The organism is Ruegeria sp. K7 (assembly GCF_056531785.1).
This window is the reverse complement of sequence record NZ_JBQFMJ010000005.1, coordinates 106,634-126,078: the sequence shown is the minus strand read 5'-3', so window position 1 is coordinate 126,078 and position 19,445 is coordinate 106,634. Positions and strand designations below refer to the sequence as shown.

Here is a 19,445-nt window from a genome sequence, read left to right as displayed (position 1 = left end):
AACACTGGACGTCCACTTGCGTCAGTCAGTGCGCAAATAGAACCGGAAGACCGGTTTGTTGCAGCATGGCCCTTGTAGTTCCACCAAAAATCGACTCGCGTAGGTATGACTGCCCGTAAGCGCCCATAACAATAAGGTCAGAGCCGGCCTCCTTCGCACGTTCCTGTATGCACTGTTCGATCGGTAGTCCGCCGCTCGGGAAATGCGCTACGGTCACGCTACAGCCGTGGTGTCTGAGCCATGCGGCGATGTCCGTACCGGGGTCCTGACTTTCCGGGTCATGTGCTAACGGCGGATCGAAACAACCAATCACAACTTCCTTGGCTTCCAGAAAATAGGGTAAAGCCAAATGGGCCGCTCTGGATGCAGCAAGACTATCGTTCCACGCCAGAAAAATGCGCTCGCGTTGGGTATATGGGTCTCCGTTGATCATCATGGCGACTGGCGAATGGAACAAGACGCCATGGCAAACCTCGTGAAACACTTCGGGGTCATTGCGCAGTTCCGGGTCCAGGTATGCGACATCACAGCAGTACGATTGGCGCGCCGCCAGAGTCTTAAAGTCCGCACCGGAACCCATGAAAACCGTGACGCTCGCCGATGCGCCCGAGCGCGCAAGCAGTGCTTCAACTTCACGCGCACGGGACTTTAAGGTCGCCTTTTTCTCTTCCAATTGATCCAACCAGTTTGCGGGCAAACCCGCCTCGACGAATTTGCTGGATCCGTACTTCAAGTAAGGCAGGTTCGGTAGCGCCGCGATCAGAAGGCAAGTCAAATGGCCGCGCTGACGTTGGGCAGCATCGGCGCATTCAAGTATCGATACATCGCTAGTATCCGCGCCAATGAAATACGTCGAAGTTCTGCGTTGCATTCCGGATCTCCCTCCAGGATGTCACTGCGGGCAGGAAACTCGCCGAGCGCACAAACCCAACAAAAGCAGCCACTTAGATGATGGTTGTTCTTCCTACTTCGGCAACATGAAGAACTCTTCCATTACGATCTTGCCTTCTGCCACAGAATAGACGGCGATCTCGCTCAGGGTCATACGTTTTCCTGTGGCCTTCTGGGTTACTTCGGCACTAAATCGCACTGCAAAGCGGTTGGGTGGATGCACATAGGGTCCGTCTACATCGAGTTCGTGGAATTCATGCGCTGCCAGCCAATCCTCTCTCTTTCCCTTGATGGCGTCCCGGCCCTTTGTGATACGAAACTGTCGAACCGGCGGCACAACCGCCTCAATCGACTGGGCGTTTTCGGCGTACATTTCGTCAACGCTTATAAGCCCCCTGCGATCACGCATGGCCTGAACGAATGCTCTTCCAATTTGGACTAAGTCTTCCATGGGAACCCCCTTTGTTATCGCCGATTGTACCACTTCTGACCCTTGCCAATATTGACAAAGATCAATGAGGTCAGAGACCCTGTTCGCCAGCATTTCCTGCGGTCCGCCTTGGTAAACGGGTCAAGGCACACCCAGCTATTTCATGATTTTCAGCTACGGTTCATCGATCCAGATAGTGGTTTCAAAACGGGATTCACGCAAATGTCGCATTTCCACTTTTTATTTATTAACAGTAGCTTGTACGCAAAACAGAACGCAGACTAGACCGGGCTATAGTTCGTCCAGTCCAATCGTAAAACCATTGAGTGAGGCTACGAAAGCCCCCGACCCTTCAAAGAAAAATCATGACGAGACCGTCACAGAAACCCTAGTGCCGCCTACGCACGCTTTTCGGCCGATCAGGAAGGGCGAGGCGGCTATCGTTACGTTGCTTTTTGGAAACCACATTTCCCTTTGAGATCACCACCAACCGGTCAGGTCTCAGGCGGACAGCTTCAATGGGGTCCCCGGCGTCCAGAACCAAAAGCGAGGCCATGGCGCCCTCGTAAAGGCCATAGTCTTCAAGTCCGAGGATTGCAGCATTTTCAACCGTGACCATGTCAAAACACCGCCTCATATCTTCTGGAGACGACATCTGAGCGACGTGCAACCCCATGAAAGCAACGTCAAGCATGTCTGCGGTTCCCAGCGAATACCAGGGGTCGCGCACACAATCCTGCCCCCAGCCAACTCGGATACCTTCAGCCTGCATTTCCTTCACCCGGGTCAGCCCGCGCCGTTTCGGGAAAGTGTCATGCCGACCCTGAAGCATAATGTTGATCAGTGGGTTCGGAATGGCGCTGATTTCGGCCTCGGCGATCAGAGGAAGCAGCTTTGAGACATAGTAGTTGTCCATGGAATGCATTGAGGTCAGGTGAGACCCTGCCACCCGCCCCTGCAATCCCAGTCGCGTCGTTTCATAGGCCAATGTTTCGATATGCCGAGAATGAGGATCGTCGGTTTCGTCACAATGCATGTCGACCGGAAGGCCCCGTTCAGCGGCGATTTCGCACAAGATGCGGACCGAGGCAGCGCCATCCGCCATGGTCCTCTCAAAATGTGGGATACCGCCGACGACATCGACACCCATGTCGAGCGCCCGCAATGTATTGGCATGGGCAGTGGGGTCACGCAGCAGACCGTCTTGGGGAAAGGCGACAAGCTGAAGGTCCAGGTAAGGCAGAACGACTTCGCGCACATGCAACATCGCCTCGACGCCCTTCAGGCTGTCATCGCAGGTGTCCACATGGCTCCGGATCGCAAGCAGGCCCATAGAGACCGCCCAGTCGCAGTATGAAAGCGCACGGTCGACCATTTCATCGACCGTTGTCACCTGCTTGAGTTCGCCCCAAAGGCCGATCCCCTCCAGCAGCGTACCCGATGCGTTTATCCGAGGGATGCCATAGCTAAGCGTTGCATCCAAATGAAAATGGGGGTCAACAAAGGGCGGCGAAACCAGGTCGCCGGTCGCGTCAATGATCGTACCAGCCTCGGCACCGTTCAACTGCCCCATTGCCGTGATACGGTCGCCTGTTATTCCGATATCGGCGACGTTTCCGTCGGGCAGGCTCCCGCCCTTCACAAGAATATCGAAGCTTGCCATCAGCGTTCTCCGCGGTTGTAGGGTATCATCAGCGCCGCCGGCACTTCGGCACGACGCGACATCAGGATCAATGCAAGGATCGACAGGATGTAAGGGATCATCAAGAAGACCTGGTAGGGAACGAGGGCCCCCAGCCCCGTCTGCTGCAGGCGGATTTGCAGGGCATCGAAGGCAGCGAAAAGTAGCGCACCCAACAATGCCTTGCCTGGCCGCCAAGCACCGAAAACCACCAATGCGATACAGATCCAGCCGCGCCCGTTAACCATCTCGAAGAAAAAGCTGTCAAAGGCCGACATGGTGAGGAACGCGCCCCCGACAGCCATCAGACCAGACCCGATGATGACCGCCCCCATTCTAAGCGCGGTGACAGACAGGCCTTGAGCCTCTACTGCAGACGGGTTTTCTCCGGCTGCTCGAAGGGCCAGTCCCAGCGGCGTCCGGTACAGTACGAAGGCAGTTACGCCAACGATAACAAAGGCCAGATAGGTTAACGGGGTTTGGTTGAACAGCGCCTGCCCCAGAACGGGTATCTTCGACAGTATCGGAACCTCAAGTGGTTGAAAGGGTTTGATCCGCGGGGGGCTTGAGACTTCCGGCAGGGCCAGGCGATACGCATAGTAGGCGGCTGATGTCGCCAGAAGCGTAATCCCAAGCCCCACGACATGCTGCGACAACCCAAACGGCACCGTGAGCGTTGCATGCAGAAGCCCGAAAAGCATACCTGCCAGCATCGCAATGAAAACACCGGCCCACAGTCCGGTACCGGCATAGACCGCCATCCAACCGGCAAAAGCGCCGGCCACCATGATCCCTTCGATCCCGAGGTTCAGAACCCCCGCGCGTTCGCAGATCAACTCTCCCATCGTCGCAAAGATCAACGGAGAAGCAATGCGCACAGCGGCTGCCCAAAAACTGGCAGAGAGGAGGATTTCGAAGATCTCCATCAGCCCCTCACGATCCTGAACCGCGTCAGCAAGATGGCGAGGACCATGAACAAAAGTGCGGTCGCCAATAGAAGGTCTGCGATATAGGTCGGAACGCTCGCGGCGCGGCTCATACCGTCGGCACCGACGAATACGCCCGCTACGAAAATCGCCGAAAGAACGACGCCAAGAGGGTGAAGTAGCGCAAGCATGGCGACGATAATGCCTGTGTAGCCAAAGCCCGGACTCAGATCCAGCGTAAGGGACCCCTTAAGCCCCGCGACTTCCGAAAAACCTGCCAGAGCCGCAAGCCCGCCCGAAAGAAACGCGGTTTTCAAGAGCACAAGATTTACAGGGATACCCGCAAAACGGGCAGCCGTCGGGTTCTGACCCACAGCCCGGATTTCGTAGCCAAGCGTGGTGCGGGTCTCAATCACCCAGACGACCACGGCACAGATCAGAGCAAGCGCAAAGCCCCAGTGCAGACGAAGCCCTTCGACAATCCGAGGAAGGCGCGCTTCTGCATCCAGCCTGGGCGATTTCGGCCACCCCATCCCCATGGGATCCTTGAGCGGTCCCTCCAGCAGAAGCGAGATGAAAAGAAGCACGATGAAGTTGAGCAGCAATGTCGTTACCACTTCATCAACGCCGAAACGCGTTTTGAGAATGACCGGGCCCAGCAGCATCAGCGCCCCTCCCAGCATCGAGGCGAGACCGACCAGTATCAGTGGTTGCGGCCCCGGCAGGCCCAACGCCGACGTCCCGAAGAGGACTGTCACAAGCGCGCCAATGTAAAGCTGTGCTTCCGCCCCGATGTTCCACAGCTTTGCGCGGAAGGCGACGGCTACCGCCAGACCTGTGAAGATCAAAGGTGTTGCCCGGTTCAGGGTCTCAAGCGCGGCGAACTTCGAACCTGCGGCTCCTTTCAGTATCAGTCCCAACGTGGCGAAAGGATTGGCCCCTGCAAGTAGAACGAGAAACGATACCATAACGATCGAAAGCCCCAATGCCACCGCTGGAAATCCCACGGATCGGGCGAGGGACGGGTTGGAAATCGGTTCAAGCCGCACGTTCAAACCCCTCCCCGGCCATCCACCGCCCAAGCTCGGCGGGGGTTATCGTTCCACGGGGGAACTCAGGCGAGAGCCGGCCGTCGGACATCACCCGGATCACATCCGCAAGCCCCATGATTTCGTCCAAGTCTTCCGAGATCAGCAGGATCGCCGCGCCCGCATCTCTGGCTGCTATCAGACGCTCCTGAACGTAGGTTACGGCCCCAATATCAAGCCCTCTCACGGGCTGGTTGGCGAGGATGATTTCCGGATCGGATTCAAGAACCCGCCCGAGGATGAGTTTCTGCATATTGCCGCCCGAAAGCAGACGAATTCGCGTATCCGGACCGGGACAACGCACATCGTATCGCGCGATCACCTTCTGCGCGAAGGCTTGTGCCGCGGCCCAGCGCATCCAACCTGCTCGGCTGATCCCCGGATTCCTGTAGCTTTCGAGGATGGCATTTTCGGTCAACGAGAAATCTGTAATGCTGCCAGTGCTGTGGCGATCCTCGGGAATGCGCCCGATCCGGGCCGCAAGGGACGCGCGAGGAGACCAGGGTGGCGCCTTTTCCTGACCAAGCCACATCTCTCCGCTTTCTGGCCTGGCTTCGCCCGACAGCAAATCGGCCAGTGCGCCCTGCCCGTTTCCGGACACACCGGCAAGGCCCATTATCTGGCCTGCACGCAGATCCAGATCGATGTTTCGAAGGCCGGTTCGGTGCCCAGGCGGATGCGCAGAGACACCGCGCAAGCTTAGTAGAACGGCACCGGGTTTGGCCTCGGATGGAACGGGTTGGGTAATCTCTTCCCCGACCATAAGCTCAGCAAGGGCATGAGGCGTCGTTTCATCTGTGCGCGTTTCCCCGACCAGCTTGCCATGGCGCAGCACAAGAACCCGGTCCGAGATTGCCATAACCTCGTGCAGCTTATGGGAAATAAAGATGACGGAAAGGCCCTGATCGACGGCGCGGCGCAGTGTCTCGAACAGAGCGTCAGCTTCCTGTGGTGTCAGCACCGCTGTCGGCTCATCCAAAATCAAGATGCGGGCATCGCGATACAGTGCCTTCAGAATTTCCACGCGCTGCCGCTCGCCGACCGACAACTGCCCTGTCTTAGCCGATGGGTCGACGGCCAGCCCGAATTCTTCGGCCAGTTTCATCACGCGTGACTGCGCCTTCTGGCGGCCACGACCAATGGACCAAAGGGAAGAAGTGCCCAGAAGGATGTTTTCGAGAACAGTAAGGTTATTGGCAAGCGTGAAATGCTGGTGCACCATGCCGACACCGGCCCGCAGCGCTGCACCGGTTGCACCGGCAGGCAAGACTTGACCAAACACCTCTACGGTTCCTTCGTCCGCAGTGTAGTGCCCGAACAGGATGTTCATGAGCGTCGTCTTGCCAGCGCCGTTCTCACCAAGAAGCGCGATGACCTCGCCCCGGTGAAGCGTCACGTCAACCGAGTCATTGGCCGTTAAATTGCCAAATCGCTTGGTGATGCCATTAAGGCGCAGGACAACCTCCTGCGCCGAACTACCGTTGGACATCAGGAGGACACAGGCTCTGAATCGTCCACTTCCACAACATAAGTACCCGCCCGAATTGCAGCCTCTCGTTCAGCAACAAGCGCCATCGCATCGGCAGGCACCTTGCCCTCGAATGTGCCCAGAGGCGCGAGCGAGCAGCCGCCTTCCTTCATGTAGGAGTAAAGCCCGTAATTGGCCGCCGAAAAGCTGCCGTCGGCGACCGCCGCAAGAGCCGCTTGCATCGTAGGTTCAAAATGCCAGAGCGCCGAGGCAACCACCGTATCCGGATAGTCCGCCTGAGTGTCGATGACATTGCCGATCGCCAGAACGCCGCGCTCCTGCGCCGCGTCGGAAACGCCGAAGCGTTCGGCATACATCACGTCTGCACCGTTTTCGATCATCGCGAAAGCCGTCTCTTTCGCTTTGGGCGGATCGAACCACGAGCCAATGAACGAAACCTGGAAGGTCGCGTCGGGTTTCATTTCACGCACGCCAGCCATAAACGCGTGCATGAGCCGGTTGACCTCTGGTATCGGGAAACCGCCAACCATTCCGATATTGCCAGACTCGCTCATGGCGCCGGCAATGATACCGGTAAGATAGGCAGCGTCCTGAATATAGTTGTCGAAAACGGCCAGATTGGGATGGGCCGGATCTTCAAGGAAAGACGAACCCAACAGGAACGCAGTTTCGGGGTAATCCAGAACCACTTCCCGTGCTTCTGCCTCGACCCCGAAAATCTCACCCACGATCAGCTTGGCGCCGCCTTCGGCGTATTCCCGCATGACCCGGGTATAATCGGTATTGGCCGTGTTCTCGGTAAAGGCATAAGTTATCTGGCCCGCATCTTTCGCCGCTTCCGCCGCAATGTGGATGCGGCTGACCCATTGCTGTTCAACTGGAACGGTATAAATACCCGCAACGCTCAATGGCTCTTGCGCAATGAGGCGTTTGGGAAATGTCGCGAGGCTGGCTGCGGCGCTCGCGCCCAAAAGCAGGCTCCGACGATCAATTCCAGAGTAAAGCAGTTCGGCGCGTTTCATGACATATTCCCCCTATCGACTTTGTTGTCAGCCGACAGTAGCAAGAACGTCGTGTAACGCAAAGAAAACGTGCCGAATATTGGGCGAATGATCTCGGCATTGGTCTTGAATCAAGCAAATGCGCTGGGTTTGATCATTGAACGAGGTGGTCAAAGATACCCGTCCTCCTCAGCCCAAGGCCTTCAGAAATGACGCTGCTGACTATTCGTCTTTTTCGTAGACAATGAATGGCGTTCGTTTTGCCACTTCGTCGTATAGCATTCGGCCCTTGTAGTTGAACTCCTGAGTGGTCCAGTAAGTTGTTGGAACACCATGCTGCTTTGCGGTTTGAAAAACGGCCTCGATCAGAGCACGGCCGACACCCTTTCCTCGGACCTCGGGGTCTGCAAACAGATCCATCAGATAGCAGGTATCCTCGACGGACCACATAAACCTGTGAAACAGGTAATGTGCCAATCCAACCGGTTGTCCGTCCAGTTCAGCAATGAGGCAGTTGTATTCACCTGTATCTGTTGACAACAGCCTGCTGAAAGAAATCTCGTAGACTTCTTCCGGGACGGTGGTCTCGTAGAACTCCAGATAGGCAGTCCACAAGCGGCGCCACTCTTCCTTGTCTTTCGACTCAAGCGGGCGGATAACCAGACCTTCCGGCATCACAGATTTCTCCTGCATTTCAAGGTGCTTATCGAGATGGCCGCACCGAGCGGTCAAATGAGCTATTGCCCGACATCGACACGATCGTGTTTGAGCGGCACGTCCACATCCACGGAACCATCCAATTCCTGGGCGTATCTATGCCCGGCATAGACTGCCGCCGCGATAATCGCTGGTGCATCGCAATCGCCAATGCGGCGGAGGCTGAATGGCAATTCCGCAGTTTTCGTCCGACTGCTCAATTCCCGATACAAGCCGTCATTTGGTTTCCGGGCTGTCACCATCACAATGTTGGCAACGGGCAATGTTTTACCTGATCCGCCGTAGAGACAATCCAAATGCGCCAATTCGCCATCGAACTGACTGAGGGTCCTTGACGGCATAATCTCGATCCCCAGGCGAAGCAAATGTGTTCGGATGCGCCAACGCTCGGACGTTTTTCCAGCCCAATCAGCCACACTGTCGGACGGTGTGACAAACGTTACGGCGTGACCTCGCGCCCTAATTTTTTCGGCAATGACGCTGGCCATGTAATAGCCATCACTGTCAAAAACGAGAGTTGGCCCATCGGGAATCCTTCCATCCATGATGTCATCGGGAGTGTAAACGCGGTTCAAGGCGGCTCCTTCCGCGACCGGGACGAAACGTTCCTCGTCATGGTAATCATTTCGCCAGGTCGCGCCGGTGGCGATTGCGACGTGGTCAGCCTCAACCGCGAAGATATCGTCAACTGTCAGCGGGCTTTCCCGGTAGATTTCAACATTAGGCATTTCGATCAATTGCTGCTCGCGATAGTCCCTGACGCGAATGTACTCGCTCATGCCCGGAAGTGCCGCTTCGCGCACAACCCGACCGCCTATTTCACGAGAAGCCTCTGCCAGCAGGACATCATACCCACGCGCCCCAAGCGCCCGCGCGGCTTCAAGACCAGCCGCCCCTGCCCCGACAATCAGAGCGCGTGCATCTGAAGCTTGCTTTCGAATGATTTCGGGATGCCAGTCCTTGCGCCATTCCTCTCCCATTGTCGGGTTTTGCGTGCAACGAATTGGCACGCCAATCGTGTCGCTGGCATAGCAAACATTGCACCCGATGCATTCACGGATCGCAGACAGGCGCCCTTCTTCGATTTTCTTGGGAAGGTAAGGATCAGCGATTGACGGGCGCGCGGCACCGATAAAATCCGAAATTCCGCGCCTGACCTGCGAGACCATTGTATCGGGTGACGTGAAGCGACCCACAGTCACGACGGGCTTATCCGTCACGGACTTGACCCAATGCATGTAGGGTTCAAGAGCTGCCTCTTTGGTAAAACGGGAAACGCCCATCTCGACCGAGTAATCTGCGATGTTGATATCCCACAAATCCGGAAGATCAGCGAGCATCTCGAACATCTCGCGACGCTCACCATAGATGGGCTGGCCATCCTCACCGATCTCTTCGTCTGCTGAGAAACGGACCGCCACAGCGCACCGGTCCCCAACGGCGTCCTTGGTTTCCTGGATCAGTTCACGGGTCAGGCGCACCCTGTTTTCCAGGCTGCCGCCATATTCGTCGCTGCGCGTGTTCACCCGTGGATGCAAAAAGTTTGAGATAAGGTATCCGTGCGTCGCGTAAACATAGACAATGTCAAAGCCCGCGTCTCGCGCCCGCAAGGCGGCCTTGCGGTGCCACCGGCGCAAATCCCGGATGTCCTGCTTGTCCATCGCGCGGGTTTGATAGGGATGCCCTTTAACGTTGGGCCGGCTGTCGACGTCCATGCTCGGCAACCGGGAAAACAGGTTGTTCGAGTTGGCGCCTCCGTACCATAGCTCAGCACCCGCAAGGCTGCCATATTCGTGCACCGCGTCCGTCATCAAAGCGTGCGCCCGAACATCGCTGTCATCCCAAAGGGACGCATAGGGATGCGGCAGGTCGTCAGATGATGGATGGATCGAGTTGTATTCCGAACATATGACGCCCCATCCACCTTGCGCTTTCACCTTGCGCATGGCCGCAAGGGTACGCGGGTATTGCCAGCCCATGCCTGTGCAGTGCGGAACCTGGTAGAATCGGTTTGGCGCAGTGACTGGTCCGATTTGTATTGGTTCGAAAAGGATGTCGTAGCGAGGATCCCTGCTCATTCGTTTGCCTTTTGTTTGCTGCGCTGTGCGCAGGCCCGTCTTGTCTGTAAAACCGGAAATTTGACCCGCACTGTCTCAACTGCCGCTCTTGAACTCTGGCATTCGAAAATGATCCGGGTAGACCTTGGACAGGAAGGCGGCGATGTGATCCCGGGCTTCGGTACGTCGAAAATTCTCCGGATAGGTCAAAAGCTCCAACCAGATTCCGTCGTACAGAGCCTCCAGGATATTGGCGACTTGCCTTGGCGGCATGTCGTCATACCCGCCATCCTCGGCAATTTCCGAACACAGGCGCAGCGCGATGCTGTAACGCTCCAGATCAATGTCGTTGATCAGTTTGCGATAAACTTTGCGCCGCCCTGCCTCTCCAAAAAACGCAAACCAGACGGCCAGTTTCTTCGGCGAGCAAATCCGCGGGTGAAAATGCGCATCGACGATGGCCAACAGCTTTTCGGGCGCCGGTAAACCTGCATTGTCAAAAGCGTCCAACCACTGTTCATGGTGTTCCTTTGCAAGAAACAACAGCGTTTCTTCCAGCAAGTTCTGTTTGCTTTTGAAGTGGAAGTTGACGATGCCCAGCGACAAGCCGGCAATCTCGGTCACGGTGGACATGGTTGTTCCACCAATTCCGTTTTGTGCGATCGAGTCGATTGTGGCGTTGATCAGCTGTTGGCGCCGCACCTCCTTGGACTCGGTACGCCGGCGCCCTGTCGGTTTTGAGTTATCGCCTGGCGTCTGACTCACTCGCACACCTCCCATCTTCTCAGGTACTTCAATCTTGCCCGCGCTCACTGCCAAGCCGTGCCGGCGAGAGGCTGATTGACATTCGCAAAGTTTATGCCATTGATTGAATAATCATTCAATGATGAAGATAAATGATGTGAAAACAATACGAATGTTCGCAATCATGGATCTACAGCTCCGACCAAAAGGTGAAAACCGGGTCGTGCACCATAGAAATGACACTGCGATGCAATTCTCCCAGTGGCTCAATGCGATCCTCGATGGCGGACCAAGCCGCGTCGGCCTGCATTTGATCCCTGAACTCGATCACAGCCATAAGCGAATGGTCACGTTGTTGGTCAGTATCGTAACCGCTTTCTGGAATGCGTTTACACAAAGGCGTTCCGTTCGTTGCCAGACCCGCCGCAACCAAATGTCCGACAAACGCGTTCCAGGCCTGTTCGAACGCATCGAGGTCGGCGGCCGGTTTCAGTTCGAATTGGTTCAAAAGTCTTGGCATTCTTCACATACTGTCCGGAAAGGCGTCACCAGCCAAACCTATGCAATTCCCCCCGCAAGGCAAGCGCGCGAGACCAATAGATGATCCGCAACGAAAACCCCGTTATTGCAAACAGCCTGTGGTCAGCAACGGCAGGTTATTCAACCGATTACCCGCAACTCGCTACCGAGCAACAATCAGACGTAACGGTGATTGGCGCCGGGTTCACTGGCCTTTCGGCAGCGCTTCACCTGGCCGAGGAAGGCATCAAAGTTGTTCTGATCGACGCCCAACACCCCGGCTGGGGCGCATCTGGGCGCAACGGTGGGCAGATCAATGTAGGCCTCAAGGACGGGCCAACCGGCATCAAGGCAAAGTTTGGAGATTTCTGGGGAAACAGAATGATCCGAATGGCCGGTGACGCGGCCGATCTTGTTTTCGATTTGATCGCTCGGCACGGTATTATGTGCGATGCAAACCGCCTGGGATGGCTGCGCGCGGCGCATACGACCAAAACACTCAACGAATTGCACAAACTTGCTGAGGATTGGGACAATCACGGCGGCGGCATGGTTCAGCTTGATCAAGGCGAAATGCAGCGTCTGACCGGGACAGAAGCCTATCTGGGTGGAGTTCTAGACCGACGCAGCGGAGTTTTGCACCCACTGAACTATGCACTTGGACTGGCCGAAGCAGCCCGTCGCAATGGCGTGGAAATCTTCGGAGAAACGCCCGCCAACCGGCTCTCGTCAGAGGGCAGCCGCTTTCGGGTTGAGACACCTAACGGAGCTGTCTTTTCGGACAAGGTCCTGATTTGCACAAACGCCTATTCTGGTGATCTGCATCCGCGCCTGGCGCAATCCGTCCTGCCCGTTCGGTCAGTTCAGGTGGCGACGGCGCCATTGTCCGACAATATCCGCCAAACAATTCTGCCAGAAGGCAACGCCTTGTCCGACGCAAGACGCCTTCTTTTGTACTTCAGGCAAGATGCAGACGGCCGGTTCCTGATGGGCGGTCGCGGCACCTACCATGACAATTCCACCATCAAACAAATTGAGCGGCTGAAACGCATTTCCGTTGAGCTTTTCCCCCAATTGTCCGGAGTTCAGTGGGAATTTGAGTGGGGCGGGTATGTGGCGCTGACGAGGGATCACTATCCCCACCTGCATGAACTCACCCCGGGCGTAATGACAGGTCTGGGTTACAACGGTCGTGGCGTTGCCATCGCCACCGCAATGGGGCGGGTCCTGGCCCGGTGGGCGGCCGGGACCAATGTCGATGAGCTTGAGTTTCCGGTTACCCCCCTCAAACCTCTACCTTTTTCGTTTGCCCGAGAGACCCTTGTCGAAGCAGAAATCCTGCGCCTGAAACTCCTGGACAAGTTGGGTCTTTGAGACAGAAAACCGCGTTGGTTAACGGTTTTTGGAGAAGAAGCGATAGGTCAATGCGATCGCGGCCAGTGAGAGGCCCGTGCCGTACCCAATCCAAACACCGTTGGGTCCGAACCCGAGCCAAAAGCCCAATCCATATCCAAGCGGCAAAGCAACGATCCAATAGGCAATCAGGGTAATGGCAACCGGAACATGATTGTCCATCATGCCCCGAAATGCGCCCAGCATTGTCCCCTGAACGCCATCTGCGATCTGCATTGCGGCGATCACAAGGAACATCGAAATCGCGAGAGAAACGACATTCGGATCATCTGACAAGCTGTTCGCCAGAGGAATACGGCCAACCAAAATACCCAGGATAACGACTGTCATCCAACTCACAACGACCAGAAGCGACGCTAATACAATTGGCTTCAGCCTGTCCTTATCACCGGCACCGATTGTCTGAGCCACGCGTATTGAGATTGCAATCGAAACGCCCAACGGCACCATGTAAATAACGTCGCTGACCGCAGAAACGATTTGATGTGCTGCAAGCGCGGCGGCGCTGAACCACCCAAGCATCAGGCCTGCTACGGCGTAAGCGGCCCCCTCCCCCAGGTAACCGACGGAGATGACGATCCCTTCTTTGATCTGCGCCTTGAACTCAGACCAGTCAAAACCTTCGGTCCTCAGAAGGTCCCATTTCCGTTTCCTTGCGCCCAAAATCACAAATGCCGCAATCAAAGGCACCGTCTGAGACAACAGACTTGCGATCCCTGCCCCAACAAGACCCAGACCAGGCCAGCCAGCAACACCGTGGATCAACACATAATTCGAAGGAATGTTGAAACCGACCGCAAGAAACGCAAGCCCAACGCCAATCCAAGGTTGGTTCATGGCGTCAAACAGAGCTTTTAACGCGTAGAAAACAGTGAATGGAACCAAAAGAAGGCTCATCGCGTTCCAGTAGCCGCCAAGCAAGCCTACGACTTCCGGGGGCTGTCCGATCCAGGAAAGAGCCGGTTTCAGGCAGATCATTACGCTCGCACCGACAACCCCGACGAGCAGAGAAACCAAAAGCCCGGCAGTTGTGGCCGAAGCAAGCCCTTCCTCGCTGGACTTGCCGAAGGCTTCCGCCATTCGCACGCCAATTGCGGACACAAAGCCATAAAGCGCAGAGTAAAAGATGATCAGCACCGAGGCCGTTATCGACACTGCTGCCAGAGGAAGCGTTCCCAATGGGGCCACCATCACGGTATCCACAACGCCAATCAAAGCAGCGGCGGCAAGGGAAATGACTATTGGCAGGGCAAGTCGCGCAACATCACGCGCTTCCTGCACTATCGCAGCCCTGGGCGGCAGCGGCTGTTGTGAGATCCGCACTCGCGTCATGACATCGGGGCCTCTCAGCCGAAAGTGGCTATGGCGTTTCAGTCAGCAGGCCCGGAACCAAGCGCACGAGGCATCCCCACGCAGCTTGTTCCGCCTCTTCTCGGCTCAGGTTTTCCGGCGCAAGATGCAGGCGCTGCCAATAACCATCCGTCAGCGTCTCCATCCATTCCGTCATTTGACCCGGAGAGGCAACATCATCCTCGGCCAGCAATTCTTGCCAGATCGCATACAAAGTTTCGCGCCGCCGCGCTTCAAAGTGTTCCGCAACCTCATCATAGTGCTGCTGGAATCTGAGTTCCCCCCAAAACGCATACCACAAAGGCAGGACGTTCGGACCACATGCATCAGGGTGGAAGTCCGCTTTGATGAGTGCCCTTATCTTTTCCGCTGGCTTATCCCCTGCCTGTTCCAGAGAGACCGTCCAGTGCTCCTCATAGCGTCGGTACAAGTCGCGAAGCGCTTCGGTCAGAAGGCCTCCCTTTGATTTGAAGTAAAAGGCTGCAACGCCCTGAGACAGCTCGGCTTCGGACGCGACCGTCGCAAGTGTCGTTTTCGCCAATCCATGCGCCAGTATGGAACGGCACGCCGCGTCCAGCAGCTGCCGGCGGCGGCGATCTGCGTTTTCCTTCCGCTCTTTGCGGGGGCGTTTCCGCTCTGCGTCGACCAATTGCCGCTCCTCCTAGGATTACCGCCATCTACAGTGCGCGAAAAACACGCGTCAATGGTCTAAAATTTATTTGAGCGCTCAAATAAACTTTACGGAATCATGTCCGGTCTGTAAACGGAGAGGAAAGGGATGAAAAATTTGACGACTGAGAACAGATACGACGTGATTGTGGCCGGTGCCGGTCATAACGGATTGACAGCGGCCGCTTATCTGTCCCGTGCGGGCATGCGTGTTTTGGTCGTCGAAAAGAATGACTGGATTGGTGGCGCAGCAGTCAGCCGTTCGCTGCACGAAGGCTGGACTTACTCGAACTGCTCTTATGTCTGCTCTCTTTTGCGGCGCGAAATCGCCAGAGACCTCGAACTCCCGAAATACGGGCTTCAGGTTATCCCCTACGAAGGTGGTGCGAGCTTCACACGCGACGGAGATTACTTCGCCTATTACTCCGATCACAACGCCCTCAAGCGCGAGATGGCGCGCCATTCTGCACGTGATGCAGACGCCTATCGTCGCTATTCGCAATCCATCATGCGGCAATGCCGTTTTATCCGCCCGTTTCTGCTTCGAGACGCACCGGACCCTGCTTCGCTCCGCCCACGTGACCTCGGTGAAATGGCGTACCTGGTCAAGAAGGCCCACAGACTGGGAAGTCGCGAATTTGGAGAAACGCTGAAATTCTGGACGATGTCCATTGGCGACTTTCTGGATGAGCATTTCGAGAACGACCTGATCAAGGCGCATTTGGCTGGATCGGGTATTATCGGCACTGGTCTTGGGGTGTATTCGCCCGGAACCGCCTATGTTTTGCTGCACCACTACATGGGCGATATCGATGGTGGCATCGGAGCCTGGGGTTTCGCCCGCGGCGGCATGGGCGCGATTTCGAATGCCATTTCGGCCTCATTCAAAGATCACGGCGGTACGATCCACACGGGTGCAGGGGTCGAGAGAATCCTGAGCAAAGATGGACGCGTGGAAGGCGTAGCGCTGGAAGACGGCAAGGTTTTCCATGCCCCCGTCGTCGCATCCAACATGGATATCAAGCGCACCATTTTACACCACGTTGATGCGGCCGATCTGCCGGATGAATTCACCAAAGCGGTGCGGAACTTCAAAATTCGCGGGTCTTCGGCGAAACTCAACATCGCCCTTGACCGCTTTCCAAACTTCCCCGCTGCACCAAAGCACACCAGTTTTCTGAGGGGCGATCTGCATGTGTCGCAGAACCTCTTTGAACTGGAAAAGGCTTATGATGATTGGAAGGTAGGCCGCTGGTCGGAAAAGCCGTACATCGACATGCTGATCCCCAGCCAGATCGACCCAACGATGGCTCCGACAGGTGCGCATATGATGACGGTGTTTGTTCAGTACGCCCCGTATGATCTGGAAGTCGGCGGCGTCCGGTCGGCAGACAACTGGGACGACCAACAGCGCAAGGCAATGTCTGAAACTGTACTGGACCAGATGGCTGTGGCTTGCCCTGACATTCGCGAGCGCGTTGTGCACATGGAAGTCCGTTCACCGCTGGAAATCGAACGCGAGGTCGGTTTGACCGAAGGCAACATTTTCCAAGGCGAACTGACCTTTGACCAGCTTTTCTTCAATCGCCCGGTCCCGGGGTGGTCGCAGTACAGCCTGCCAATCAAGGGGCTGTATCTGTGCGGTTCGTCCGCACATCCGGGCGGCGGAGTTATGGGGGCGCCCGGCGCCAACGCGGCCCGCGCAATCCTGAGGAACGAAACACGGCATGGCCGAATGAAGGGGTATGCCGCATGAACCAGTTTGATGCAATTGTCGTGGGTGGCGGTGTCAACGGTTTGATTGCCGGAACGCTTCTCGGTCGGCGCGGCAAGAATGTCTGCATCATTGAAAAATCTGACAGTTTTGGCGGAATGGCGTCCTACTCCGTGGACGGGGGCCCAACATTGGCCCACTCGCTTTACAACCTCAGCCCGCGCGCCCTGAGTGACATCGGTTTGGACCTGCAACACCCTGTTTTGGCCGGGAAACCGACCTCCACGGTCTCATTGGCTGAAGATGGTCGGCACATCGTCTTCAGTGACGAAGGCGTCTGCTGGAGTGACGGGACAGCGCACCCGGACTCCAAAGCCTGGTCTGATCTGACGCAACAGTTGATTACGTATGGGGGCTTGCTACGCCAACTCGCCGAAGCCCCACCACCCGGCGGTCACAAAGCTGTGCTTTCGCGGGGCGGAATGGCTGAGGTTCTGCGCCTGGCGAAACTGGGCATCGGACTGAAAAGGCTGGGTAAATCGGAAATGCGGCGCTTCCTGCAGGTCGTTCTGTCCAATGTCTATGACATTGTCCTTGATGACTTGTCGGACGGACCGGTGGCTGGGATGCTTGCTGCTGATGCAATCTGGGGGGCAGCCGCCGGTCCAAGATCTCCGGGAACCGTGTTCAACCTGATCTACCGGATGGGTCACGGGGGCACCATCACCCAACCTGCGGGCGGAGTGTCTGCGCTGACAGATTTAATCGTTGAAGCAGCGCTAAAGACGGGGTGCGTCCTGATGCCGGGAACCGAGGTTTCCCGCGTTCTCGTGGACAAGGATGCCGTCTCTGGCGTCATAACCACTGATGGGCAAACTTTGAACGCACCTCTCGTGCTGAGCAACCTCGCACCTAAGCCAACAAGCCGTATGACCGGGCCATCTGTTTTTGACATCGAAACGATGCGGCGCATTCGGAACATCCGGGCACGAGGAACAGCAGCCAAGGTCAACCTAAAATTAAAGGACAACATGCCACTGCCAGGCTTGCCTGATGGGTTGGAAAATAGCCGTCTGATCTATGCCCCCTCCGCAGAATACGTGGAAGCTGCGTTCAATCCAGCAAAATATCGACAAATGTCCAAGGCCCCGGTGATCGAAGCCTTCAAGATGCAGACAGCCGATGGATCAGGCTGGTTGTCGACCATAGTGCAATACGCGCCATCCGACCTAGAAGGCGGCTGGACTGAAGCCGCGAAAGATCAGCTTGCGCAAATCGCCGTAGATACACTGGGCCGCGCCCTGCCCGGCCTGAAGGATCACATCGCAGGCAGACAAGTCATAACACCGGATCAAATCGAAAGCGCAACCGGAGCGCCCGGGGGCCACTGGCACCACGCGGAAATGTCCCTGGACCAGCTTCTGACACTTCGCCCCGCAAACGGAATGTGCCGCTATTCCATGGGTCCCAAGGGGCTGTACCTGTGCGGCGCTGGAACCCACCCCGGAGGCGATGTCATGGGCCTCGCCGGTCGCAATGCGGCCCTGGCGGCGCTGGAGGAGCAGCCATGAGCATCTTCACCGACCCGAAACTTGGCTTAATCCCCGCCGCCTTTCACAAGAAGCTCGAAGAGCAGAATCGCGCTCAAAACTGGTATGACTGGGCGGGTTACGCTGCCCCCGGAGTTCTCGACAGTGTCGAGTTCGAGTATTTCGCGCTGCGCAATCAGGCCTCTGTGTTCGATATCTCACCGATGCACAAATACAGGCTGACAGGTCCTGACACGACCGCAATGCTCAATCGCCTGGTCACGCGTGATGTCCGCAAGATCGCAGCGGGCCGCGTTGGATACGCAACCTGGTGCGATGAAGAGGGCATGGTCATCGATGACGGGACTCTTTTCCATCTCGGCGACAACGATTGGCGCTTGTGCTGTCAAGAACCGATGCTGACGTGGTTGCTGGACGCGGCATGGGGTTTCGATGTTGCGGTTCGGGATGAAACTCACAGCGTTGCCGGCCTTTCGTTGCAAGGTCCGACATCCTATGCGGTGTTGGAGGCTGCGGGACTAGATGTTGGCGCGCTGAAACCTTTCGATCTGGTCCAGATCGAACCTGACCTCATGATTTCACGGACGGGCTTTACCGGTGACCTCGGCTATGAGCTTTGGTGCGACTGGGACAAGGCTGAAGATCTCTGGGACAGAATTTGGAAAGGTGGCTTGCATCAGGGACTGCGCGCCATTGGGTACGATGCTGTCAATATCGCACGCATCGAGGCGGGATTTCTGACCGCAGGGGTGGACTTTCAGCCCGTTCATGCGACCGAGCGGTTGCACCGGGGCCAAACGCCATTCGAACTCGGCCTAGGACGGCTGGTCGACTTCGAGAAAGACCACTTCAATGGTCGCCGTGCGTTGCTGTCGAAACGCGATGCTCCCAGAAGCCTCCTCATGCGTTTCGATGTCGAAGGCTTCAAACCCTCGGAAGGGTCATTGGTCTACAACCGGCGCAAAAAAGAAGTTGGGCACGTGACCTCCGGAATTTGGTCCCCCACCGCCAAACGTAACATCGCACTGGCACATGTTCGTATGCCGGATGCAAGCCGCTCATCCAGTTTGATGGCGGAAATCTACACACTGCAGGAAGGCAAATGGGATACCAGAATGGCGCATCTCACGCCCGTCACCAAAGCCTTTTTCGCACCGCCGCGCGCACGTGCGACACCGCCCGCCCGCACCTAAAGGAGAAGAAGAC

The 19,445-nt window shown here is 56.6% G+C and carries 17 protein-coding genes; 4 read left to right on the top strand and 13 right to left on the bottom strand.

Annotated features, from left to right (window positions below):
• Positions 1-25: 25 nt before the first annotated feature.
• The 11 genes from ACR0FE_RS11065 to ACR0FE_RS11015 form a co-directional block, all read right to left on the bottom strand.
• A complete protein-coding gene (locus ACR0FE_RS11065; RefSeq protein ID WP_170614558.1) occupies positions 26-871 on the bottom strand; it encodes a universal stress protein in 846 nt (281 codons plus the stop codon).
• A gap of 93 nt (positions 872-964) precedes the next feature.
• Positions 965-1,342: a nuclear transport factor 2 family protein gene (locus ACR0FE_RS11060; protein ID WP_170614557.1), complete on the bottom strand. Its 378-nt coding sequence runs from the start codon at positions 1,340-1,342 to the stop codon at positions 965-967.
• Positions 1,343-1,709: 367 nt separating this feature from the next.
• Positions 1,710-2,984 carry an amidohydrolase family protein gene (locus tag ACR0FE_RS11055; RefSeq protein ID WP_480912778.1) on the bottom strand — a complete coding sequence of 425 codons (1,275 nt, stop codon included), beginning with the start codon at positions 2,982-2,984 and terminating at the stop codon, positions 1,710-1,712.
• The gene (locus ACR0FE_RS11050; protein ID WP_480912777.1) at positions 2,984-3,928 is read right to left on the bottom strand and encodes an ABC transporter permease; all 945 of its coding nucleotides are present in this window, start codon (positions 3,926-3,928) and stop codon (positions 2,984-2,986) included. Before ACR0FE_RS11050 ends, ACR0FE_RS11055 begins: the two co-directional genes overlap by 1 nt.
• Positions 3,928-4,977 carry an ABC transporter permease gene (locus ACR0FE_RS11045; RefSeq protein ID WP_480812111.1) on the bottom strand — a complete coding sequence of 350 codons (1,050 nt, stop codon included), beginning with the start codon at positions 4,975-4,977 and terminating at the stop codon, positions 3,928-3,930. The genes ACR0FE_RS11050 and ACR0FE_RS11045 overlap by 1 nt, the downstream gene beginning before the upstream one ends.
• Complete coding sequence (locus tag ACR0FE_RS11040; protein WP_480912776.1) at positions 4,967-6,505, bottom strand: ABC transporter ATP-binding protein; 1,539 nt, start codon at positions 6,503-6,505, stop codon at positions 4,967-4,969. Before ACR0FE_RS11040 ends, ACR0FE_RS11045 begins: the two co-directional genes overlap by 11 nt.
• The gene (locus ACR0FE_RS11035; RefSeq protein ID WP_480912775.1) at positions 6,505-7,527 is read right to left on the bottom strand and encodes a BMP family protein; all 1,023 of its coding nucleotides are present in this window, start codon (positions 7,525-7,527) and stop codon (positions 6,505-6,507) included. Before ACR0FE_RS11035 ends, ACR0FE_RS11040 begins: the two co-directional genes overlap by 1 nt.
• Before the next feature lie 201 nt (positions 7,528-7,728).
• The gene (locus ACR0FE_RS11030) at positions 7,729-8,181 is read right to left on the bottom strand and encodes a GNAT family N-acetyltransferase (RefSeq protein ID WP_170614551.1); all 453 of its coding nucleotides are present in this window, start codon (positions 8,179-8,181) and stop codon (positions 7,729-7,731) included.
• 62 nt (positions 8,182-8,243) lie between these two features.
• Positions 8,244-10,301 (bottom strand): oxidoreductase, encoded by a 2,058-nt coding sequence (locus tag ACR0FE_RS11025; protein ID WP_480912774.1) that lies wholly within the window; start codon positions 10,299-10,301, stop codon positions 8,244-8,246.
• 75 nt (positions 10,302-10,376) lie between these two features.
• On the bottom strand, positions 10,377-11,045 hold the full coding sequence (locus tag ACR0FE_RS11020; protein WP_480912773.1) for a TetR/AcrR family transcriptional regulator: 669 nt from the start codon (positions 11,043-11,045) through the stop codon (positions 10,377-10,379).
• A gap of 169 nt (positions 11,046-11,214) precedes the next feature.
• Positions 11,215-11,544 carry a DUF6614 family protein gene (locus tag ACR0FE_RS11015; RefSeq protein ID WP_480912772.1) on the bottom strand — a complete coding sequence of 110 codons (330 nt, stop codon included), beginning with the start codon at positions 11,542-11,544 and terminating at the stop codon, positions 11,215-11,217.
• Positions 11,545-11,624: 80 nt separating this feature from the next.
• On the opposite strand from ACR0FE_RS11015, the gene ACR0FE_RS11010 reads away from it, so the two are divergent.
• Entirely contained in the window at positions 11,625-12,917 is a 1,293-nt protein-coding gene (locus ACR0FE_RS11010; RefSeq protein ID WP_480912771.1) for an NAD(P)/FAD-dependent oxidoreductase, read from the top strand.
• Between the two features lie 18 nt (positions 12,918-12,935).
• Here the strand turns inward: ACR0FE_RS11010 and ACR0FE_RS11005 are convergent, their stop codons facing one another.
• On the bottom strand, positions 12,936-14,237 hold the full coding sequence (locus ACR0FE_RS11005; RefSeq protein WP_480912770.1) for an MATE family efflux transporter: 1,302 nt from the start codon (positions 14,235-14,237) through the stop codon (positions 12,936-12,938).
• 79 nt (positions 14,238-14,316) lie between these two features.
• Positions 14,317-14,955, bottom strand: coding sequence for a TetR family transcriptional regulator C-terminal domain-containing protein (locus ACR0FE_RS11000; RefSeq protein WP_480912769.1), 639 nt, complete (start codon positions 14,953-14,955; stop codon positions 14,317-14,319).
• Positions 14,956-15,084: 129 nt separating this feature from the next.
• Between ACR0FE_RS11000 and ACR0FE_RS10995 the strand changes: the two genes are divergently transcribed.
• The 3 genes from ACR0FE_RS10995 to ACR0FE_RS10985 are packed head-to-tail and all read left to right on the top strand — an operon-like array spanning position 15,085 to position 19,432.
• On the top strand, positions 15,085-16,731 hold the full coding sequence (locus ACR0FE_RS10995; RefSeq protein ID WP_480912768.1) for a phytoene desaturase family protein: 1,647 nt from the start codon (positions 15,085-15,087) through the stop codon (positions 16,729-16,731).
• Positions 16,728-18,260: a phytoene desaturase family protein gene (locus tag ACR0FE_RS10990; RefSeq protein WP_480912767.1), complete on the top strand. Its 1,533-nt coding sequence runs from the start codon at positions 16,728-16,730 to the stop codon at positions 18,258-18,260. The genes ACR0FE_RS10995 and ACR0FE_RS10990 overlap by 4 nt, the downstream gene beginning before the upstream one ends.
• The gene (locus ACR0FE_RS10985; protein WP_480912766.1) at positions 18,257-19,432 is read left to right on the top strand and encodes an aminomethyl transferase family protein; all 1,176 of its coding nucleotides are present in this window, start codon (positions 18,257-18,259) and stop codon (positions 19,430-19,432) included. The genes ACR0FE_RS10990 and ACR0FE_RS10985 overlap by 4 nt, the downstream gene beginning before the upstream one ends.
• Positions 19,433-19,445: the final 13 nt, after the last annotated feature.